The sequence below is a fragment of the Paraconexibacter algicola genome (assembly GCF_003044185.1).
Taxonomy (GTDB): Bacteria; Actinomycetota; Thermoleophilia; order Solirubrobacterales; family Solirubrobacteraceae; genus Paraconexibacter; species Paraconexibacter algicola.
The window spans coordinates 882,931-902,461 of record NZ_PYYB01000001.1 but is presented as its reverse complement, the minus strand read 5'-3'; the positions used below and the strand labels follow the sequence as shown (position 1 = coordinate 902,461).

Sequence of the window (19,531 nt, the reverse complement as noted above, 5' to 3'; positions counted from 1 at the left end):
CCGGGGGCCTACGCATCGCGCAGTCCCCGCGCGGCACGGACCGCGAGCGCCGCGAGCACCACCGACACGGCGGCGGCGAGCAGCAGCGCCGCGGCCGCGGTGGACTGGCCGGTGACGACGTCGCCCTGCGTGGCGCCGAGCGCGTACTCGGCGATCGTCTGCGGGTAGGTCGGGCCGACCGCGAGCGGCACGTCGAAGGCGCCGAGCACGAACGCGAACACCACGACGCACCCGAGCAGCAGCGGTCCGCGGATCGTCGGCCACGTCACCCAGCGCAGCCGCTGCAGCGGCGACAGCCCGAGCGCGGCGGCGGCCTCGTCGCGCTCGGCGTGCCCGCGGCCCAGGGCAGCGAGCAGCAGCACGAGCAGGAACGGGACCTCCTTGTAGAGGTAGACGAGCACGATCCCGACGCCGTGCTCGTCGCGCACGAGCGTCACGGGCAGCGCGCCGATCGCCCGCTCCGCGAGCCCGCCCGGGGCGAGCCACAGGACGGCGACCGTGGCGACGAGCAGGTGCGGCACCGGGACCGGCAGGGCCAGCAGCGTCCGCACGACGGTCCCGGCCCGCCGCACCCGCAGCGCGAGCGCGGTGGCGAGCGCCGCGGCGAGCACCGTCGTCAGCACCGCGGTGCGGACCGTGAAGACGACCGCGTCCCGGAACTCGGGTGCCGCGAGCAGGTCGCGCCAGGCGGCGAGGGTCGGCTCCCCGCCCAGCGGCGTGACGCTCGCGCGCACCGCCCCGGCGAGCGCGCCGCCGAGCAGCAGCGCGACGAGCGCCGCGGCGGGCAGGACCGCGACGCGGCCCCGTGCGCCCGCCGTCCTCACGTCCCCGCGCCGCGCAGGACCTCGCGCGTCCAGCGCTGCTCCAGCGGTGCGACCTCGTCGGCGGCGAGCTCGGGCAGCGCCTCGCCGAGGTCGTCGAGCAGGTACGGGCTGCGGGCCGCGCGCGTGAACGCGGAACGCTGCGCGGGGTCGAGCCGGTCGAGCTGCAGGACGGTCGGGTTGCCCAGCCCGGCGGGGTCGGCCTTGGCCGCCTGCAGCCGCGGGTCGAGGAGCAGGTTCGCGACGACCTGGGCGCCCGCCGCGTTGGCCGCGTTGGCGGGGATCGCGACGAAGCTCACGTTCTGCAGCGTGCCGTCGCCGAGCACGAACGGCCGGGCGCTGCGCGGCACGATGCCGCGACGGACCGCGGCCCGCACGAACGCGGCGTCGTAGGACATCGCGAGGTCGATCTCCCCGTCCCCGAAGAGGCGGGTCAGCTCCGCCTCGGACTTCGGGTAGGAGCGGCCGCCGCGGTAGAGCAGCGGCGCGAGCTCGTGCAGGTAGCGCATCGCGGCGTCGGCGCCCTTGGCCGCGACGACCTGCCGCACGAACGCCGACCCGGTGAAGTCGGGCGGTGCCGGGTAGGTCACGCGGCCCGGGTTCGCGCGGGCGAACGCGAGCAGCTCGTCGAAGCTGCGCGGCGGGCGCGGTGTGCGGGCGCGGTCGTGGGCGAACACGAACGCCGCCCGCTGCCACGGGGACTCCTGCCCGTCGACCGGGACGCGGAAGTCCTCGCGCAGGGACGGGTCGTCCGGGTCGAGCAGTCGCGCGTTGGGGAGCCGCGTCGCCCAGTCCTCGAGCCACAGGCCGGCGCGCTTGCCGGAGGCGAAGTTCTCGCCGTTGATCCAGATGAGGTCGACCGCGCCGCCCGTGCGTCGACCGGCCCGTCGCTCGGACACGACGCGCTGCACGGCGTCGGCGGTGTCGGCGACGGGGACGCGGCGCAGGCTCACGCCCAGCCGTCGCGCGGCCGGGGCGACGACGTCGTCGACGTAGCGGTTGACGCCCTCGTCGCCGCCGAAGAGCCACCAGCGCACGGTCTGCCCGCGTGCCTGGCGCTGCACCTCCGCGAAGCCTCCGGCCGACGCGGCGGTCGAGGGGGCCGGGGGGTCGTCGCCGCACGCGGCGAGGATCAGCGCGGCGGCGATCGCGGCGAGCAGGGACAGGAGGCGGGGTGCGGTCATGGGGTCCGGAGGTCGGGGGTGCGGCCGGCGGGGAGCCGGGCGCGCAGGACGAGGGAGGGGTAGCCGCGGCGGGGCAGCTCGACGCGACGGTCGACGTGCAGGCCGGCGGCCCGCAGGTCGGCGGTGGGGTCTAGCGGGCGCAGGCCGCCGAGGGCGGCGGGCCGCGCGGCCGCGGCGGCGGCGAGCACGCGACCGGCGAGCCGGGCCGGCGGGGCGCGCCCGGTCCAGACGGTGACGGTCACGAGCCGGGACGCCGGGTCGGGTCGCAGCAGCCGTCGGGCCTCGGCGAGCACGGCGGCACGGTCGGCGGGGGACAGGAGGTGCAGCAGGTAGGAGATGGTGACGACGTCGGCGTGCCCGTCGGGCAGCGGCACGTCGCGGGCGTCCGCGCGCAGCAGCCGGGTGTCGTCGGAGAGGGGGCCGACGTGCGCGAGCATCGCCGCCGACCGGTCGACCCCGACCGCCTGCGCGGGCCGGGCGGCGAGCCGGCGCAGCACGAGGCCGGTGCCGGTGGCGAGGTCGACGAGCGTGTCGCGCGGGCCGGGGTCGGCGAGGCGCAGGGCGGTGTCGACGGCGTGCTGCTCGCGTCGCTCCTGCCGCCCGTACGAGCCGGCCAGCCGGTCCCAGGTGCGGACGCTCGCTGGATCGGTCCCGGCCACGCCCGCGACGCTAGCTGGCCGCGGCGCCCGGACCGAGCGGCGAGACGCCACTTGCAAAAGCTACATCCGTGTATGTACAGTCGTGCACATGGCCACCACCACGCCGTCTCCCGCGACCGAGGCGCCCGTCCGCCCGGCCCCGTCCGCCAGCGCCCCGCAGGAGCGCTCGACCACCCGGCAGCTGCGCGACCGGCTGCGGCGCGCGGACCCCGACCGCATCGAGCCGATGGAGGACTACGGCTGGTTCGGCCCCGACTCCGTCACCTGGAAGGTCTGGTCCTACCCGACCGCCCCGACCGTCGGCTTCAGCCGCGCCGTCGTCGTCGAGGAGCTCGACCCCTTCCTCATCGCGCCGGTGAAGAACAGCAGCAAGATCTACAGCCAGACCAGCGTCCGCTACGACCGCACGCTCCGCTACTTCGCGACCTACCTGTTCGCGGACTCCAGGAAGATCGCGCACGCCACCCAGGTGCTGATGAAGGTCCACCACAAGGCCGCGAGCCCCGACCCGGTCTCGGGCCTGCTCTCCGACCCGAACAACCCGGACGAGCAGCTGTGGATCCACATGACCGCCTGGCACTCGATCCTCTACACCTACGAGCAGTTCGGCCCCGGCCGGCTGACCGCCGAGGAGGAGACCCGCTACTGGGCGGAGTGCGCGATCGCCGCGCAGGCCCAGACGATCGACCCGGACCGCGTCCCGCGCTCCCGCGACGAGGTCCGCGAGTACTTCCGTCTCATGCGCCCGCGGCTCGCCGCCAGCGAGGCGACCCAGGAGGCGATGAGCCACCTGATGGACCCGGACGGCCTGTACCCGCCGGTGCCCGCCGTCGCGCGACCCGCCCTCTGGGCGTACGCCAAGCTGTTCCGCGCCGCCGTGATCGCGACGCTGCCGCAGTACCAGCGCGACCTCGCCAACCTCCGCCAGCCGAAGGTCGTCGACGCGCTCGTCACCCCGATCATGCGCCTGGGCATGCGGATCGTCGCCCGCTCGCCCCGCGTCCAGCTGGCGATCGTGGCGGCGCTGTCGCCGTCGACCGTGCCCGTCGTCGGCCCGGTGCTGCTCGGCCTGCCGCCGCGCAGCACCGAGATCCTCACGCCGCAGGAGACGTTCCGCCGCCACGACGTGCCGACCCCGCGCGAGCTGTACGCCGAGCTCGGCCACGACCAGGGCACGATCGTCTACCCGCCGTCGGCGCCCGTGCCGTCCGAGGTCGCCGAGCGGTACGCCGTCAGCTGAGGATCCGGGCGACCTCGCGGAAGAGGTCGCCCCACTCGGTCAGCGCGTCGGTGGCGCCGAGCGCCATCGCCGCGCGCCGGTCGACGATCCCGCCCGTCCCGCCGGTCCGCGAGAACACGACCGCGGGGGCGCGCAGGTCCTCCGCGCGCATCGCCGTCAGTGTCGCCTCCGCGAGCGGGCCGTCGAGCAGCACGAGGTCCGGCGCCGCCGCCCGCATCCGCGCGAGCGCCTCGTCGACCGTGCGCACCGACGCGATCGTCGTGCGGCCGCCCGCGTCCGCGGCCGCGTCGCGCAGGAGCGCCGCCCCGTAGGAGGTGTCGTCGGGCTCGCCGTCGACCCACAGGATCGTGCGGTCGGCGAGGGCTCGACCGAGGATCGCCCGCGGGTTCGTCGCGGCGTGGATCGCGCGCAGGTGGTCCTCGAACCCGCTCCAGTCGGTCATCCCCGCGGTGTCGAAGCCCAGGACCCCGAGGCCCTCGTGGCTGCGCAGGTAGCGCTCCTGGTGGGGCTGCACGTCGGCGAGCAGCGCGTAGGCGACCGGGTCGTCGTCGGCCTCGTGGTCGAGCATCGCGAGCACCTCGCTGCGCAGCTCGTTGAGGTAGGCGTCCGTGAACGACACGCCGATGTAGAGGACCGTGTTCGTCGCGAACAGCGACCGCAGGAACGTCATGTAGGCGGGGCTCGAGTAGAGCCGCTCGCGGTAGTCGCGCTGCGTGAAGACGACGGCGTCCCCGATCGGGCCGACCTCGCCGTGGAGCTTGATGACCGGGGCGCCCTCCTGCCCCTCCCAGAAGCGCGGCTCCCACCAGCGGTGCGGCGGGTCACGCAGGATCCGCTGGTAGGCCTGCGGCCCGGGCACGTCCCCGATCAGGAAGTGGTCGAAGTTCGTGGTGAGGATCGCGTCGAACGGGATCCCGGCGAGCAGCCGGCGGCGCTCGGCGATCCGCTCCGGGTGGCCGCGCTCGACGAGGACCTCGGCGAGCGCCGGGTCGAACTGCTCGCCCATCGCGACCTGGAGCACCTGGGCGGCGGCCTCGAGGTCGCGGTGGCCGCCCTGGTGGATGAGCTGGTCCAGCCAGGCGGCCTGGTCGGCGTCGAGCGCCGCTTTCTCGGCGAGCCCGTCGAGCAGCGCCTTCCACGCGGGCACCGCGGGGGCGGAGAAGCCCGCCCCGACGAACGCGACGCAGCGGCCGGCGGTGATCTGGTCGATCAGGTGCTGCGGGATCTCGGTCACGGTGGTCCCCGGTGATCGCCGCTCAGCTCTCGGCGAGCGAGAACGTCGACGGCGTGGCGTCGGCGAACGTCGCGGGCTCGCCGGTGAAGCCGGCCTGGATCGCCGCCATCTGGTTGGGCTTCATGATGATCTCGCGCTGCAGCTCGGTCTCGAGCACGAGCCCGTCGCGCGGCGAGAGCCCGCCCTCCCAGGCGGCGTTGTAGAGCGCCTTGGTGCGCCGCGTGGCGTCCGGGGACTTCGACGCGATCTCGCGGGCGAGCGCGTCGGCCGCGCCGTGCGGGTCGGCGTCGACGCGCGTGACGAGGCCGTACTCCTTGGCCGCGGCGCCGTCGACGATCCGGCCGGTGTAGGTGAGCTCCTTGGCGACGTCGATCGGCACGAGCCGCGGGAGCGACTGCGTGATCCCCATGTCGGGGATGAGGCCCCACTTGATCTCCATGATCGACATGCGGATGTCGGGTGCGGCGATCCGGATGTCGGCGCCGAGCGCGATCTGCGCGCCGCCGCCGAAGACGTTGCCGTGCAGCGCGGCGATGACGGGGACGGGCAGGTCCTGCCAGTCGGTGGCGACGCGCTGGGCGAAGTTCGCGAGCCGGTCGGCGTCCCGCTCGAGGACCTGCTCCATCGGCATCGCGCCCTCCGCGTAGAAGCTCGGGACGTCGAGGCCGGAGCAGAAGCTCTTGCCCTCGCCGCGCAGGACGACGGCGCGGACGGTGCCGTCGGTCGCGAGCTGGTCGGCGGCGGCGTGCAGCGCGCGGACCATGTGCTCGTCGAGCGCGTTGTGCTTGTCGGTGCGGACCATCGTCACGGTGGCGACGTGGTCGGCGATGTCGATGCGGACGCGGTCCTCGCTCATGGACGGATCCTACGCCGGGCAGGGCCCCGGCCGCGAGGCCCGGGCGCGTCGGCGCGGCGGGCTACGGCCAGGCGAGCGGGCGCAGCTCCTCGACGGCCCGGCGGATGGCGGTGGAGGGCGGGGCATCGCCGAGGGTGGGGACGAGGTTGCGCGCGGCCATCATCGTCCCGAGGAAGGCGCCCGCGAGGATCTCGGCGCGGATCTCGGGCGCGGGGTCCCCGGCGGTGCGGAGGCGGCGGTCCAGGAAGCGCCGGACGGTCTCGTGGTTCTCGCCCATGAGCGACGCCTCGTGGCGGCGCAGCTCGGGCTCGCGCGCGAGCAGCTCGAGGAAGGTCCCGGCGTCGGGGTCGGTGGGTCCGGCGGGCGGCTGTTCGACGTCGATCGCGCGCCAGAGGGCGTCGGCGAGGACGTCGAGGGCGTGCTGCTCGCCGTCGTCCGCGTCGAGCAGCTCGGCGAGGCGGCGGGCGATCGTCTCGTGGCGGTGGAAGGGGAGGTCCTCCTTGCGGGGGAACTGCCGGTAGACGGTCCGGGGGGAGACGCCGGCCTCTTCGGCGACCTCCTCGATCGTCGTGGCCGCGTAGCCCTGGCGCAGGAAGAGCCGCCGCGCCGCGCTCCCGATCTCGTCCCGGACGCGCTCCCGGTTGCGCTCGCGCACGGAGGGTCGGGAACCGGTTGCCATGCCTCGATCGTACCTCCTGGCGAAGCAGATCCCGCCGGTGTGGCAGTATGTGTCTTACAGGCAGTTTCTCCCGCTCTCGACCCCGACCCCCCTCTCCCACATGACCGCGCTCCTCCTCGCCGCCGGCCGCCGCTCGAAGGTCCTCGTCCTCGTCCTCGCGATCCTCGCCGCCGGCGGGCTCGCCTCCCAGGCCGGCAAGCTTGAAGGGGTCGTCGACGACGATCCCGTCGCGTCGCTGCCGTCCGGCTCGGAGTCGCGGGAGGTCGCGCAGCGGCCCGTCGCCGACCCGACCGAGCGCGACGTGCCCGCCGTCGTCGTGGTCGCCCGCGACGGCGGCCTGCGCGACGGCGACCTCGACGCCCTGCGCGACGTCGCCGCCGACCTGCGCGAGCAGCCGCCCGGGCTCGTCGACACCCGTGCGCTGCGCGAGCCCGAGCAGGCGCCCGGCGGGGCGGCGGCCGTCCTCGCCGTCCCGATCACCGACGACGGCGACGAGGAGGCCCTCAACGAGACCGTCGAGACCCTCCGCGACCGACTCGCGCCGCTGCGCGAGCGCGACGGGCTCGACGTCCAGGTCACCGGAGGCGCCGCGTTCAGTGCCGACCTCAGCGCGGTCTTCGACGGTCTCGACGGACGCCTGCTGGCGATCACCGGATCGCTCGTGCTGCTCCTGCTGATCCTGATCTACCGGTCGCCGATCTTCTGGCTCGTGCCGTTCGTGACCGTGATCTTCGCCGAGGGCGCGAGCCGCGGTGCGGGCGCCCTGCTCGGGGAGGCCGGGCTGACCGTCACCGGCCAGTCCAGCGGCATCCTCTCCGTCCTCGTCTTCGGCGCCGCGACCGACTACGCCCTGCTGCTCGTGGCCCGCTACCGGGAGGAGCTGCGCGCCCACGAGGACGTGCACGACGCCATGCGCGCCGCGCTGCGCGGCGCCGCGCCCGCGATCCTCGCCAGCGGCGGCACCGTCGTCGTCGGCCTGCTGACCCTGCTGCTCGCCGACGTCGGCTCCACCCGCGCGATCGGCCCGCTGGGCGCCGCCGGCGTCGCGCTCGCGATGGTGCTGTCGCTCACGCTGCTGCCCGCCTCGCTGGCCGTCGTCGGCCGCCGGGCGTTCTGGCCGTTCATCCCGCGGCCCGGCGAGGAGGTCGCCGCGCGGCGCAGCGTCTGGGAGCGCCTCGGGGACCGCATCGCCCGGCGCCCGCGCCGCGCCTGGGTCGGGGCGACCGCGGTGCTCGTCGTCCTCGCGGCCGGCACGCTCGGCCTCGACACGACGCTCACCCAGCAGGACCAGTTCACCTCGAAGGTCGAGGCGGTCGAGGGGCAGAAGCTGCTCAGCGAGAGCTTCCCGCCCGGGCTCACCGCGCCCGCCGACGTCGTGCTCGGCGACCCCGGTCGCGCCGAGGCCGTGCAGGCCGCGCTCGGCCGCGCCGACGACCTCGTCGCGTCCGCGCGCCCGACCGGCGACCCGAACCGGCTGTCGGTCGTGCTCGCCCGCGACCCGTACGGGGAGGCGGCGGTCGCCGCGGTCCCGGAGCTCCGGCGCGTCGTGCGGTCCGCCGACCCGCAGGCGCTCGTCGGCGGGGCCACCGCCGAGGCCTACGACCTCCGGGACGCCGCCGAGCGCGACAACCTCGTGGTGCCGCCGATCGCGCTGCTCGTCGTCGCGCTCGTGCTCGTCGTGCTGCTGCGCTCGATCGCCGCGCCGCTGCTGCTGCTGGCCACCGTCGTGGTGTCGTTCCTCGCGTCGCTCGGCGTCGCGACCGTCGCCTGGGACGTCCTGTTCGGCTTCCCGGCGGCCGACCCGACGCTGCCGCTGCTGGCGTTCGTCTTCCTCGTCGCGCTCGGCGTCGACTACAACATCTTCCTCGCGTCCCGCGCGCGGGAGGAGGCGGAGCGCATCGGCACCCGGCGCGGCGTCCTCGCCGCCCTCGCGGTCACCGGCGGGGTCATCACGGCCGCGGGCGTCGTGCTCGCGGGGACGTTCTCCGTCCTCGCGGTCCTGCCGCTCGTGCTGCTCACGCAGATCGGCACGGTCGTCGCGTTCGGCGTCCTGCTCGACGCGACGCTCGTGCGGTCCGTGCTCGTCCCGGCCCTCATCCACGACCTCGGCCGCCGCGTGTGGTGGCCGTCGCGCCTGGCCCGGCAGGACGGCGAGTCCGGCTGACTATCGTGCGGAGGGTGACCGGCGACGCGTCCCCTCCGCCCGCCGACCGCGCCCGGCCGCTGCCCCCGGCGCTCGCCGCCGCGCTGGTGGCTGGGGCGTCGGGCGCGGTGCTCGTGCTGGAGATCCTCGGGGTGCGGCTGCTCGCCCCCTACGTCGGGCTGACGCTGGAGACGACGACGTCGATCATCGGCGTCGTGCTCGGCGGGATCGCCGCCGGCTCCGCGGTCGGCGGCCGCCTCGCCGACCGCACCGACCCGCGCGGGCTCGTCGCGCTGCTGCTCACGGCCGGTGGCGTGCTCGCCCTGCTGACCGTGCCGATCGTCCGCGGGCTCGGCCCGTCCTCCTCCGGCGGGGGCGGGGCGCTCGCGCTCACCACCGTGGCGCTGCTGCCCGCCGCCACCGTGCTGTCGGCGATCACCCCCGCCGTCGCGCGGCTGCAGCTCGCCGACCTCGCGAGCACCGGCACCGTGTACGGGCGGCTGTCCGGCTGGGCGACCGCGGGCGCCCTCGCCGGCACGTTCGTCACCGGATTCGTCGTCGTGCCGCTCGTCCCCGTCAGCACGGCGGTCGTGCTCGTCGGCGGCGCGCTCGTGGCGTGCGGCCTGCTCGCCGCGGTCCGCGCCTGCACGTCCTCGCGGCGGGCGGCGGCCGGGCCCGCCGCGGGTGCGACGGTGCTCGCGCTGCTGGCGCTCGCCTCCGGCTCCCCGTGCGACGTCGAGTCGACCTACCACTGCGCGCGCGTGGAGATCGACCCCCAGCGCGCCTCCGGCCGGATCCTCCTGCTCGACGACCTGCAGCACAGCTACGTGGATCTCGACGACCCGCAGCGCCTCGCGTTCGCGTACACGCGCTGGATCGGGGACGCGCTCGACGCCGCGGCGCCCGCGGGCCGGCCGCTCGACGCGGTGTTCGTCGGCGGTGGCGGGTTCACGCTGCCCCGGTACCTGCTCGCCACCCGGCCGGGCTCGCGCGCCCGCGTGCTGGAGGTCGACGGGAAGGTCGTGGAGCTCGCGCGCGAGCGGCTCGGGCTACGCCGGTCCGCCGCGCTGCGCGTGGACGTCGGCGACGCGCGCGTGACGCTACGCGGCCGGCCGGCGGACTCCGCCGACGTGCTCGTCGGCGACGCGTTCGGGCAGGTCGCGGTGCCGTGGCACCTCACGACCCGGGAGTGGCACGACGACGTGCGTCGCGTGCTGCGACCCGGCGGGATCTACGCGCTGAACGTCATCGACCGCGGCGACCTCGGCCTGCTGCGCGCGGTCACCGCGACGGTGCTCGACCGCTTCGCCGACGTGCGGCTCGTCCGCGCCGCCCCGGGCACGGCGGGCAGCGCCAACGCGGTGCTGCTCGCCTCCGACCGGCCGCTGCCCGCGACCGCGCGGTCCAGCGCGCAGGGCGCACGGACGCTCGACCGGCCCGCGGTCGTGCGCTTCGCCGCCGGGGCCGACGTCCTCACCGACGACGACGCGCCGGTCGACCAGCTGCACGACGCGCGCTGACGCGCGCGCCCGTCAGTCGGCGTGGCGCCAGCCGCCCGCCGGGGCGCCGTCGCGCGGGCGCCGGCCGCTGCCGGCCTTGCGCCGCCCGGCGGTCTCGCGCGCCGCGACGCTCGCGGCCTCCGCGTCGAGGCTCAGGAACGTCGCGAACCGCGACGCGGCCAGACGGCCGTCCCCGATCGCCTCCTGCACCGCGCACCCGGGCTCCTGCTCGTGCGCGCAGTCCGCGAACCGGCACTCGCCCGCCAGCGCGGCGATGTCCTGGAACGCGGCGCGCACGTCGCCGCGCACCCCGACCGTCCGCAGGCCCGGCGTGTCGATCAGCAGGCCACCGTCGGGCAGGGCCAGGAGGTCGCGGCGGACGGTGATGTGCCGGCCACGACCGTCGTCCTCGCGCACGGCGCCGGTCTTCTGGCGGTCCTCGCCGAGCAGCGCGTTGGCGAGCGTCGACTTGCCCGCGCCGGACGCGCCGAGCACCGCGGCGGTCGTGCCGATCGGGATCAGCGCCCGGACCGCGTCGAGGCCCAGGCCGGTGGCGGAGCTGACCGCGAGCACCTTCGCGCCGCCCAGCTCGAAGGACAGCTGCGCCTTCTCCGCCTCGACGTCGTCGAGCAGGTCGGCCTTCGTCAGCAGCACGACGACCGGGACGCCCGCGGCGGCGGCCAGCGCGGTGAAGCGCGGCAGCCGGTCCACGGCCCGGTCCTCGGCCAGCGCGTGGGCGACGAGGACGAGGTCGACGTGCGCGACGAGCGGCTCCGGGCCGGTCGGGGTGGGCCGCTGCAGCAGGCCGACGCGCGGCAGCACGGCGAGGACGCGGTCGCCGTCGAGCGCGACCCAGTCGCCGGTGACGGGGAACGCGGTCGCCTCGCGACCGCGGTGACGGACGGTGCCCGAGACGACGGCGGGGATCGGGCCCGTGCCGTCGTCGACCATGAGGAGGCGGCCGCGATCCACGGAGACGACCCGCGCGGCCTTCGCCGTGCCGCCGAGCTCCAGCTTCTGCAGCGCACGGGCGGTGCGCGGGCGGAGTCCCAGGGCGGTCAACGGCGTGTGGAGATGCGGCAGGAGCAGGCCTTCCTCGTCGGGGCGGGACCCTGCAGGGTAGCGCCCGCACGGGGCCGCGTCACGTCGTGGACGGGCCGCGACGGCCGGTAGGTTGCGGGGCGTGACGGTCGGCGTGCTGCTCCCGGTCCACGGCTTCGCGCCGTTCCTCGCCGAGGCGATCGACGCGGTCCTCGCCCAGGACCCGGCGCCGGACGTGGTCGTCGTGGTCGACGACGGCTCCCCCGTCCCGGTCGCGCTGCACCCCGACCACCTCGCCGCGGGCGTGCGGCGCGTGCGCCGGGCCACCGCCGGCGGGCCGGCCGCCGCGCGCGACACGGGCCTGCGCGCGCTCGACCCCGCGGTGACGTTCGTGGCGCTCTGCGACGCCGACGACACGTGGGAGCCGGGCGCGCTCGCCGCGCACCTGCGGGCGCACGCGGCGTCGCCGGGGGCGGGCTGGAGCTTCGGGCGCTCCCGCGTCGTCGGGGTCGACGGGCGGCCGACCGGGGAGCGCTGGGACGAGCCCGCGCCCGGCCGGCACGACGCCGCGGCGCTGGGCCGCGCGCTCCACGCCGCCAACCCGGTGCCGACCTCGAGCGTCGTGCTGCGCCGCGAGGCGCTGGCGGCGGTCGGCGGCTTCGCCGCGCCGGTGCGGGTCGCCGAGGACTGGGAGCTGTGGCTGCGCCTGTGCGCCGCGGGCCACGACGCGCTCTGCGTGCCCGACGCGGTCGTGCGCTACCGCCGCCACCCGGGCGGGCTGACCGCCGACGTCGCCGCGCTCGCCCGCGCGCAGCTCGAGGTCCGCGAGCGCCACGTCGCGCTCGCCGCCGGGCCCGACACGGTCGCCCGGGCGCGCGCCGCGGACCTCGCGGCGCTCGCCGACGGCCTGGCCCGCGCCGGTGACCCGCGCGCGGCGCGCGCGGCGTGGGCGCGCGTGGCCCGTGAGCGCCCGCTCACCGCGCGCGAGCGGGCGCGGCGTCTGGCGCTCGCGCTGCCGGGCGTGCGCGCCCGGGTCGGGCGCGGCCCCGCCTACTGACCGTCGGGGTCGGGGTCGGGGCCGGGGCCGGGGCCAGGGCCGTGGCCGGGCGGCGGGCCGTCGCCGTCCCGCGCCTCCGGCGGCCCGTCGGGGGCCTGCGCTTCGCCGGGACCGCCGGGACCGCCGGGACCGCCGGGGGCGGACGCGCCGCCGCGCCGCGCGCGCCCGGCCGCGGGCAGCTCGCGGTTGGGCACCCGACGGCCGAGCTCGAACGCCCACACCGCAGGCCCGTCGAGCAGGCCGACGAGCGCCGCGTCCCGGTCGCCGCGCAGGCCCGCGCGCACGCCCGCCCCGGCGCGACGGACTCCCCACGCCAGCAGGCCCGGCCAGCGCCGGGCGGGCAGTGCCCCCGGGTGCTCGGCGGCCAGCCACGCGGCGCCGGTCCCGTGCCGGAACCGCTGCCCGAGCATCGCGCGGACCGTCGTGCGGTTGCGGTGCACGACCGCCGCGTCGGGGCGGCGCTCCAGCGCCCAGCCGGCGGCGGCGAGGCGGAAGCAGAGGTCGGCGTCACCGCCCGAGCGGACCTCCTCGCGGAACCCGCCGACCACGACGAACGCGGACCGGCGCACCGCGGCGTTCGCGGTCTGCGCGAAGGCGAACCGCCCGCGGTCCCGGGCGAGCGTCGTCTCCTGGCTCATCGACGACTTCAGGTGGGCGTAGCGCTCCGCCGCCGTGCCGCGCGGCCCGGGGTCGCTGTCGCGCACGGCGCCCGCGAGGACCCCGACGTGCTCGCCGGGGACGGGGGAGAAGAGGCGGTCCAGGAGGTCCGCGGGCGGGTCCACGTCGGCGTCGAGGAACAGCAGCCACGGCGCCGTGCCGCGCGCCGCCCCGCGGTTGCGCGCGTGGTAGGAGGTCCGCACCGCGGTCGCCACGAGCACGTCCGGGTCCTCCACGCCGACCCCGCGGTTGTCCACGACGGTCACGGTGTCGCCGTCGCGACGCTCCAGCCCGCGCAGCCGCGCGAGGACCGCGCGCACGAGCGCGGCGTCCCCCGCCACCGGTGCGACGACGTCGACGGCAGGACGGGCGGACGGCACGACGCGCACGGTATCCGAGCAAGCCGCGCAACCTTCCGTCCGGGCCGTCGTTCTCGTCGGCAGCACCCTCCGAACGACCCGAGGTGGAGTCATGCGCAGCACCAGAACCACGATCACCGTCGCAGTCGCGGCGGCCGGTCTCGCGGCCGCGGCCGCCGCGCCGGCCGCCGCGAACGTCCAGGTCGGCAGCTCCGCCTGGGAGTGGGGCAACCCCCAGCCGCAGGGCAACACGCTGCGCGCCACCGACTTCCGCGGCGCCACCGGCTACGCCGTTGGCGACTTCGGCACGCTGCTGAAGAGCAGCGACGGCGGTCTCACCTGGGCCGGCCTGCAGACCGGCACGTTCACGAACCTCACCGAGGTCCAGGCCGTCGACGACACGACGCTCGTCGCCGGTGGCGGCTGCGTCGCCCGGCGCTCCGACGACGGCGGCCGCACGTTCTCGCGAATCGCCTTCACCCCGGTGGAGAACAGCTGCAAGGAGCCGCTCGCGGCGCTGAGCTTCCCGCAGAAGACCGTCGGGTTCCTCGCGCTCGCCGACGGGACCGTGCTGCAGACCGCCGACGGGGGGACGGCGTTCGCGCAGAAGAGCGCGATCCCCGGCACCCGCGCGCCGGGCGGGCGCGACACGCCGACCGCCCTGTGGTTCACCTCCCCGACCACCGGCTTCGCCGCGACGACCGGCGGCAAGATCTTCTCCACCGTCGACGCGGGCAACTCGTGGAAGCTCGTGAGCGACACCAACCGCGCCGTCCGCGACGTCACGTTCTTCGACGCGACGACCGGCTACGCCGTCGGGGACGGCGGCCTCTTCCTGCGCACCACCGACAGCGGCGTGACGTGGACGCCGAAGGACCTCGGCGTCGCCCGCAACTACACCGGGGTGCGGTGCTCCACGGCACTGCAGAGCGTCGTCTCGACCGCCGAGGGCGACGTGGTGGTCCGCACGACCGACGGCGGCGACACCGCGAACGCGCTGACGCCGTCGACCGACAAGATCCTCGCCGCCTCGTTCGCCTCGGCCACGCGGCTCGTCGCCGCCGGCGAGCGCGGCACGACCGTCGTCAGCGACGACGCCGGCACGACGTTCGCGCCTATCGGCGGCCGCCTCACCGGCACGTTCTCGCGGCTGCGGGCGGGCCTGCAGCCCGGCACCGCGTTCGCTCCCGGCGCCGACGGCGCGCTCGGCAAGACCACCGACGGCGGCAGGACCTGGACGCGCGCGAACGTCGCGACCAGCGAGGACGTCCTGGACGTCGCGTTCCCCACCGCGACGGTCGGCTACGCGCTCGACGTGCAGGGCGGCCTGTTCCGCACCGCGGACGGCGGCGCGACCTGGAAGACGCTGGACACCGGCACGACCGCCCGGCCCAACGCGGTCGTCGCGACGAGCCCGGACACCGTGCTGGTGCTCGGCCCGACCGGGGTCCGCCGCTCCGCCGACGGCGGCAACGTCTTCGACGCCGTCCGCAGCGACGCGGTCGCGCGCACCGCGCTGACCGACGCCGAGCGCGCCGGGTCGGCGGTGGTCGCCTGGGGCCGTCAGGACATCGTGCGCACCACCGACGGCGGCCGCACCTGGACGACGATCCGCAAGCCCGGCACCTACAAGCGGGTCAAGGGCAAGCTGCGCAACCGCCTGGTCGTCGGTCGCGTCGACTTCGTCGACCAGCGCGTCGGCTACGTGCAGGACGGGACCTCGCGGCTGTGGCGCACCGCCAACGGCGGCCGGACCTGGACGGAGCTGCCCGGCACGGGCACCAACCGCTTCGACGGCCTGCAGTTCTCCTCCGCGACCAGCGGCTACCTCGTCGCGCAGGGCGGCTTCGGGGACGTCCCGTCGGCGGGCATCCTCTACCGCACGACCGACGGCGGGAAGACCTTCGCGCCGCAGGTCGTCTCGCCGACGGTCATCGGGCCGACCGGGCTCGTCGCCCCCGGCGGCGGCAGCGACTACCTCCTGGCCGGCGTCGCCGACCTGTTCGCCACGACGAAGGGCGGCGTCTCCGGCGCGGCGTCGACGCTGAGCATCACGACGAAGCAGAAGCGGTACACGAAGGTCACGAAGATCACCGTCACCGGCAAGCTCACGCCCGCGACGGGCACCGAGCGGGTGACCGTGTCGCGGCGTCCCGAGGGCAGCGTGCGCTGGATCGCCCAGACCGTGAAGGTCGCGGCCAACGGCGCGTTCACCACGAGCTGGACGGTCACGCGCGGCGCGAACCTGTTCGTCGCCCAGTGGGCGGGCGACTTCGACAGCGCCGGCGACGGGTCGCCGCTGCTGAACGTCGTCGTCAGCGCGAAGAAGAAGAAGCGGTAGGAGGGACCGCCGGGGCGCTGCGGATCAGACGGCCCGCAGCGTCATCGGCATCCCGTCAGCGGGGCTGATCGTCGGCATCTGCCGGATCCGCAGGCGGAAGCCGGGCGGCAGGTCGAGGTCGAACCGCCGCACGAGCTCGCGGACGATGATCGCGATCTCCGCCTGGCCGAACCGCATCCCGATGCACGTGCGCGAGCCGCCCCCGAACGGCACGTACGCGCCCTTGGGCAGCCGGCTGACCTCGCCGCCGGGCAGGAACCGGTCGGGCCGGAACGCGTCGGGCTCGTCCCACACGTCGGGCAGCCGGTGGCTCGCCCACGAGCAGTAGTTCACGGGCACGTCCCCGGGGATGCGGTGCCCGCACAGCTCGAACGGCTCGATCGAGCGGCGCGGCCCGATCCACGCGGGCGGGTACAGGCGCAGCGTCTCGTCGAGCACGCGCTCGAGCTCGCCGTCCCCGTCGTCGAGCTTCGCGCGCAGCCGCTCGCGCGCCTGCGGCGTGCGTGACAGCTCGTGGAAGAGGAACGAGACGGTCGAGGTCGTCGTGTCGTGCCCGGCGAACAGGAGCGTCATGACCTCGTCGCGGACGTGCTGGTCCGACAGCCGCGAGCCGTCCTCGTCCTGCGCGTCGAGCAGCATCGAGAGGATGTCCGGGCCGCGCTCGCCGCTGCGCCGGCGCCGCTGGATCTCCCCGAGGATCAGGCCGTCCAGACGGCGGCGGGCCTGCTGCATCCGCGCCCACGGCGTGCGCGGGCCGCGCAGGATCTGCAGCGTGTAGTCGCGCGCGTAGAAGCCGAGGGCGTGCTCGAACTCGCGGGCGGCGTCGAGGTCGCGGGCGGCCGCGTCCGGGTCCAGGCCGAACAGGGCGCGCATCGCGATCCGCAGCGCGAGCTCGCGCGTCCAGTGGTCGAGGTCGATCGTCGTGCCGGCGCGCAGGCCGGCGACCGCGCGGTCGGTCTCCTCCTGCATCGTCGTGACCGAGGCGCGGATGCGCTCCTTGTGGAAGGCGGGGAGCATGATCCGCCGGGAGCGGCGGTGGAAGTCCCCGTCGATCGTCAGCAGCCCGTCGCCCAGCAGCGGCACGAGGTCGCTGAAGTGCCCCTTGCGCCACGAGAAGTTCGCGGCACCGGAGACGAGCACGTGGTGGTTGGCCTGCGGGCCGAGGACGAAGACGACGTTGCCGTGGAAGACCCGCTGCGTGAACACCGGCCCGTGGCGGTCGTAGCCGTCGAGCAGGACGTGCAGCGGGTCGGTGGCGAAGCGGCGCGTGCGGCGGGCGCTGGGGCGCGTGTCCCCGGGCGGGAACGGGATCGCGCCCGCGCGGCGCGTGCGGGCCTCGGAGCGCAGGTCGAGCGCCATCCGCCCGAACGGCGTGCGCTCCATCGGACCGAGGGGACGGGGACCCGCGAGCGACATGGGCGCCAGCCTATCCCGTCGACTGGCCAGCTGGCCAGTCGGGGTCCGAGGTGGGTTCTGGCGTACCGTTCGCCGCCTATGCCGCTCGACGTCACGTACAAGCTGCAGGTCCCGCACAAGCCCGGCCAGCTCCAGAAGGTCGCGGCGGTCATCGCCGATCACAAGGGCCTGATCGGCGACATCGTCACGATCCACCTCGGCCGCGAGCTGACCGACCGCGAGATCACGGTCGAGGTCCGCGACCCGCAGCACGGCGCCGAGCTCGCCGCGTCGCTCTCCGGCCTGGAGGGCGTGCGGCTGGTCTGGCACCACGACCGCGCGTTCCTGCGCCACGAGGGCGGCAAGCTCCGCACCGAGGCGGTCACCCCGGTGCGCACGCCGCAGGAGATGCGCGACGTCTACACCCCGGGGGTGGCGCGCGTCTGCAGCGCGATCGCGGAGAACCCGCAGCTGGCCGCGAAGTTCACGTCGATCGGGCGGACCGTCGCGATCTGCACCAACGGCTCGCGCGTGCTCGGGCTCGGCGACATCGGCCCGGTCGCCTCGATGCCGGTGATGGAGGGCAAGGCGGTCTTCTACTCGCAGTTCGCGGGGATCAGCGCGGTGCCGGTGCTCGTGGACACGAAGGACGTCGACGAGTTCGTCGAGACCGTCGTGCGGATCGCCCCGTCGTTCGGGGGCATCCACCTCGAGGACATCAGCGCGCCCGAGTGCTTCGAGATCGAGCGGCGCCTGATCGAGCGGCTCGGCGTGCCGGTCATGCACGACGACGTCCACGGCACCGCGGTCGTGTCGGTCGCCGCCGTGCTGACGGTCTGCCGCGCGCTCGGCCGCGACCTCGGGGAGGTGACGGTCGGCCAGCTCGGCCTCGGCGCGGCCGGCTACGGCATCGCCGCGCTCGTGGCCGAGGCCGGGGCTGCGGCGGTCGTCGCGTTCGACCCCAACGGGGACTCGCACGGGCGCGCGGGCGAGGCGGGCATCGAGGTCACGACGATGGACGACGTGTTCGCGCGCGCGGACATCGTCGTCGCCACCACCGGTCGTCCCGGCCTCATCACCCCGTCGATGGTCCGGCCGGGCCAGGCGATCCTCGCGCTGACGAACCCGATCGCGGAGATCGACCCGGACGCCGCGCTCGCCGCGGGCGCGGGCTTCGCCGCCGACGGGCGCTCGGTCAACAACGTGATCGGCTACCCGGGCATCTTCCGCGGGGCGCTGCTGGCGGGCGCCGACCGCATCACCTCCGGGATGAAGCTCGCGGCCGCCCGCGCGATCAGCGAGCTGACCGAGGGCGACGACCTCGTGCCCGACGCGCTGGAGGCCGCCGTGCACACGCGCGTGGCGGAGGCCGTGCACGCCGCCGCGCTGGAGGAGGGGCACGCCCGCCCCGACCAGGCGCCGTCCGGGCTCTGAGCTCGCGCGCGGGCGGCCCGGCGGTCAGCCGGTCTTCGGCGGGGCGCGGTCGACCAGCTCGCACGCCCCGTCCGGCCGCTGCGGCGTCGCGTCGGCGATGACGTCGACGAGGTCGAGCGTCGCGCGGTCGCGGCCGCCCGGGCCGCAGTGGATCGTGTCCGGCTCGCCGTCGCGCGCGGCGAGCACGTCGCTGCCCGGCCCGCCGCGCAGGACGTCCCGTCCCGGGCCGGCGATCAGCCGGTCGGCCCCGGGGCCGCCCACCAGCGTGTCCGCCCCGCGGCCGGCGAGCAGGCGGTCGTCGCCCGGTCCGCCGTCCAGCGTGTCGTCGCCGTCGAAGGCGCGCAGCTCGTCGTCGCCCCCGAGGCCCGTGAGCGTGTCCGCCTGCTGGGAGCCGCGGAGCAGGTCGTCGCGCGGCGTGCCCTCGATCCCGGTCGCGAACGCCACCGCGGGCAGGGCGGCGAGGAGCGCGAGGACGGCGAGGATGCGGGAGCGCGGACGGGTCACGGGCGACGGTTCCAACCGCCAGTCTGCCCGGGAGTTGCGCCGGTCGCCACACGGCACGCCACGTTTCGCGACTTCGTGCCATACTGCCGGTCCCGTTTGGGGGCGTAGCTCAGTTGGTTAGAGCGCCGGCCTGTCACGCCGGAGGTCGCGGGTTCGAGTCCCGTCGCTCCCGCTCAGCAGAGGTCCGCAGCAAGCCGCAGGAGCGGCAATTTGCGGGCCTCTCTTGCGTTCGGTTCCGCGCGCAGTCCGCAGGAGACAGCAGCGGATGGCACCGGACGCGGGGAAACGTGGACCCAAACCTGGAACACCGCCGGTGGATCGTCGACGTCGTTCCGTATGCGGACGCCCCGCTAGTGGATGCGGTCGGCGAGCTGCTGGACATCCTGCTCTCGCCAGCTGTCGCCCGCCCGTCGGTCCCGATCCGGTGG

16 protein-coding genes and 1 tRNA gene are annotated in these 19,531 nt (G+C 76.0%); 7 read left to right on the top strand and 10 right to left on the bottom strand.

Annotated features, from left to right (window positions below):
• Positions 1–8: 8 nt before the first annotated feature.
• The 3 genes from C7Y72_RS04235 to C7Y72_RS04225 are packed head-to-tail and all read right to left on the bottom strand — an operon-like array spanning position 9 to position 2,664.
• Complete coding sequence (locus tag C7Y72_RS04235; protein WP_158276636.1) at positions 9–824, bottom strand: ABC transporter permease subunit; 816 nt, start codon at positions 822–824, stop codon at positions 9–11.
• Positions 821–2,005, bottom strand: a complete 1,185-nt coding sequence (locus C7Y72_RS04230) for an ABC transporter substrate-binding protein (protein WP_107567351.1) — start codon at positions 2,003–2,005, stop codon at positions 821–823. Before C7Y72_RS04230 ends, C7Y72_RS04235 begins: the two co-directional genes overlap by 4 nt.
• Entirely contained in the window at positions 2,002–2,664 is a 663-nt protein-coding gene (locus C7Y72_RS04225) for a class I SAM-dependent methyltransferase (protein WP_158276635.1), read from the bottom strand. Before C7Y72_RS04225 ends, C7Y72_RS04230 begins: the two co-directional genes overlap by 4 nt.
• A gap of 88 nt (positions 2,665–2,752) precedes the next feature.
• Here C7Y72_RS04225 and C7Y72_RS04220 point away from each other — a divergent pair, with 88 nt between their 5' ends.
• The gene (locus C7Y72_RS04220; protein WP_107567349.1) at positions 2,753–3,904 is read left to right on the top strand and encodes an oxygenase MpaB family protein; all 1,152 of its coding nucleotides are present in this window, start codon (positions 2,753–2,755) and stop codon (positions 3,902–3,904) included.
• On the opposite strand, the gene C7Y72_RS04215 is transcribed toward C7Y72_RS04220, so the two are convergent.
• From C7Y72_RS04215 to C7Y72_RS04205, 3 genes are all read right to left on the bottom strand, one after another.
• Positions 3,897–5,138 (bottom strand): SIR2 family protein, encoded by a 1,242-nt coding sequence (locus C7Y72_RS04215; RefSeq protein ID WP_107567348.1) that lies wholly within the window; start codon positions 5,136–5,138, stop codon positions 3,897–3,899. The two genes, C7Y72_RS04220 and C7Y72_RS04215, sit on opposite strands and share 8 nt — an antisense overlap.
• A gap of 22 nt (positions 5,139–5,160) precedes the next feature.
• Positions 5,161–5,994 carry a crotonase/enoyl-CoA hydratase family protein gene (locus C7Y72_RS04210; protein WP_107567347.1) on the bottom strand — a complete coding sequence of 278 codons (834 nt, stop codon included), beginning with the start codon at positions 5,992–5,994 and terminating at the stop codon, positions 5,161–5,163.
• Between the two features lie 61 nt (positions 5,995–6,055).
• Complete coding sequence (locus C7Y72_RS04205; RefSeq protein ID WP_107567346.1) at positions 6,056–6,673, bottom strand: TetR/AcrR family transcriptional regulator; 618 nt, start codon at positions 6,671–6,673, stop codon at positions 6,056–6,058.
• Positions 6,674–6,773: 100 nt separating this feature from the next.
• On the opposite strand from C7Y72_RS04205, the gene C7Y72_RS04200 reads away from it, so the two are divergent.
• A complete protein-coding gene (locus C7Y72_RS04200) occupies positions 6,774–8,837 on the top strand; it encodes an MMPL family transporter (RefSeq protein ID WP_158276634.1) in 2,064 nt (687 codons plus the stop codon).
• A 14-nt stretch (positions 8,838–8,851) separates the two neighbouring features.
• Entirely contained in the window at positions 8,852–10,336 is a 1,485-nt protein-coding gene (locus C7Y72_RS04195; RefSeq protein WP_199223850.1) for a fused MFS/spermidine synthase, read from the top strand.
• 12 nt (positions 10,337–10,348) lie between these two features.
• Here C7Y72_RS04195 and rsgA read toward each other — a convergent pair whose 3' ends face one another.
• Entirely contained in the window at positions 10,349–11,377 is a 1,029-nt protein-coding gene (rsgA, locus tag C7Y72_RS04190) for a ribosome small subunit-dependent GTPase A (RefSeq protein WP_107567344.1), read from the bottom strand.
• Between the two features lie 121 nt (positions 11,378–11,498).
• On the opposite strand from rsgA, the gene C7Y72_RS04185 reads away from it, so the two are divergent.
• Positions 11,499–12,413 carry a glycosyltransferase family 2 protein gene (locus C7Y72_RS04185; protein ID WP_158276633.1) on the top strand — a complete coding sequence of 305 codons (915 nt, stop codon included), beginning with the start codon at positions 11,499–11,501 and terminating at the stop codon, positions 12,411–12,413.
• Here C7Y72_RS04185 and C7Y72_RS04180 read toward each other — a convergent pair.
• Positions 12,407–13,450 carry a glycosyltransferase gene (locus tag C7Y72_RS04180; protein WP_158276632.1) on the bottom strand — a complete coding sequence of 348 codons (1,044 nt, stop codon included), beginning with the start codon at positions 13,448–13,450 and terminating at the stop codon, positions 12,407–12,409. The genes C7Y72_RS04185 and C7Y72_RS04180 overlap by 7 nt on opposite strands.
• Positions 13,451–13,541: 91 nt before the next feature.
• Here C7Y72_RS04180 and C7Y72_RS04175 point away from each other — a divergent pair, with 91 nt between their 5' ends.
• Positions 13,542–15,770 carry a WD40/YVTN/BNR-like repeat-containing protein gene (locus C7Y72_RS04175; protein WP_107567341.1) on the top strand — a complete coding sequence of 743 codons (2,229 nt, stop codon included), beginning with the start codon at positions 13,542–13,544 and terminating at the stop codon, positions 15,768–15,770.
• Between the two features lie 24 nt (positions 15,771–15,794).
• Here the strand turns inward: C7Y72_RS04175 and C7Y72_RS04170 are convergent, their stop codons facing one another.
• Complete coding sequence (locus C7Y72_RS04170) at positions 15,795–17,186, bottom strand: cytochrome P450 (RefSeq protein WP_233243716.1); 1,392 nt, start codon at positions 17,184–17,186, stop codon at positions 15,795–15,797.
• Between the two features lie 78 nt (positions 17,187–17,264).
• On the opposite strand from C7Y72_RS04170, the gene C7Y72_RS04165 reads away from it, so the two are divergent.
• The gene (locus C7Y72_RS04165) at positions 17,265–18,599 is read left to right on the top strand and encodes an NAD-dependent malic enzyme (protein ID WP_107567340.1); all 1,335 of its coding nucleotides are present in this window, start codon (positions 17,265–17,267) and stop codon (positions 18,597–18,599) included.
• A gap of 24 nt (positions 18,600–18,623) precedes the next feature.
• Here the strand turns inward: C7Y72_RS04165 and C7Y72_RS04160 are convergent, their stop codons facing one another.
• Positions 18,624–19,103, bottom strand: a complete 480-nt coding sequence (locus C7Y72_RS04160) for a calcium-binding protein (protein ID WP_158276631.1) — start codon at positions 19,101–19,103, stop codon at positions 18,624–18,626.
• Positions 19,104–19,201: 98 nt separating this feature from the next.
• Between C7Y72_RS04160 and C7Y72_RS04155 the strand changes: the two genes are divergently transcribed.
• Positions 19,202–19,275 (top strand) — tRNA-Asp (locus C7Y72_RS04155).
• Positions 19,276–19,531 lie beyond the last annotated feature (256 nt).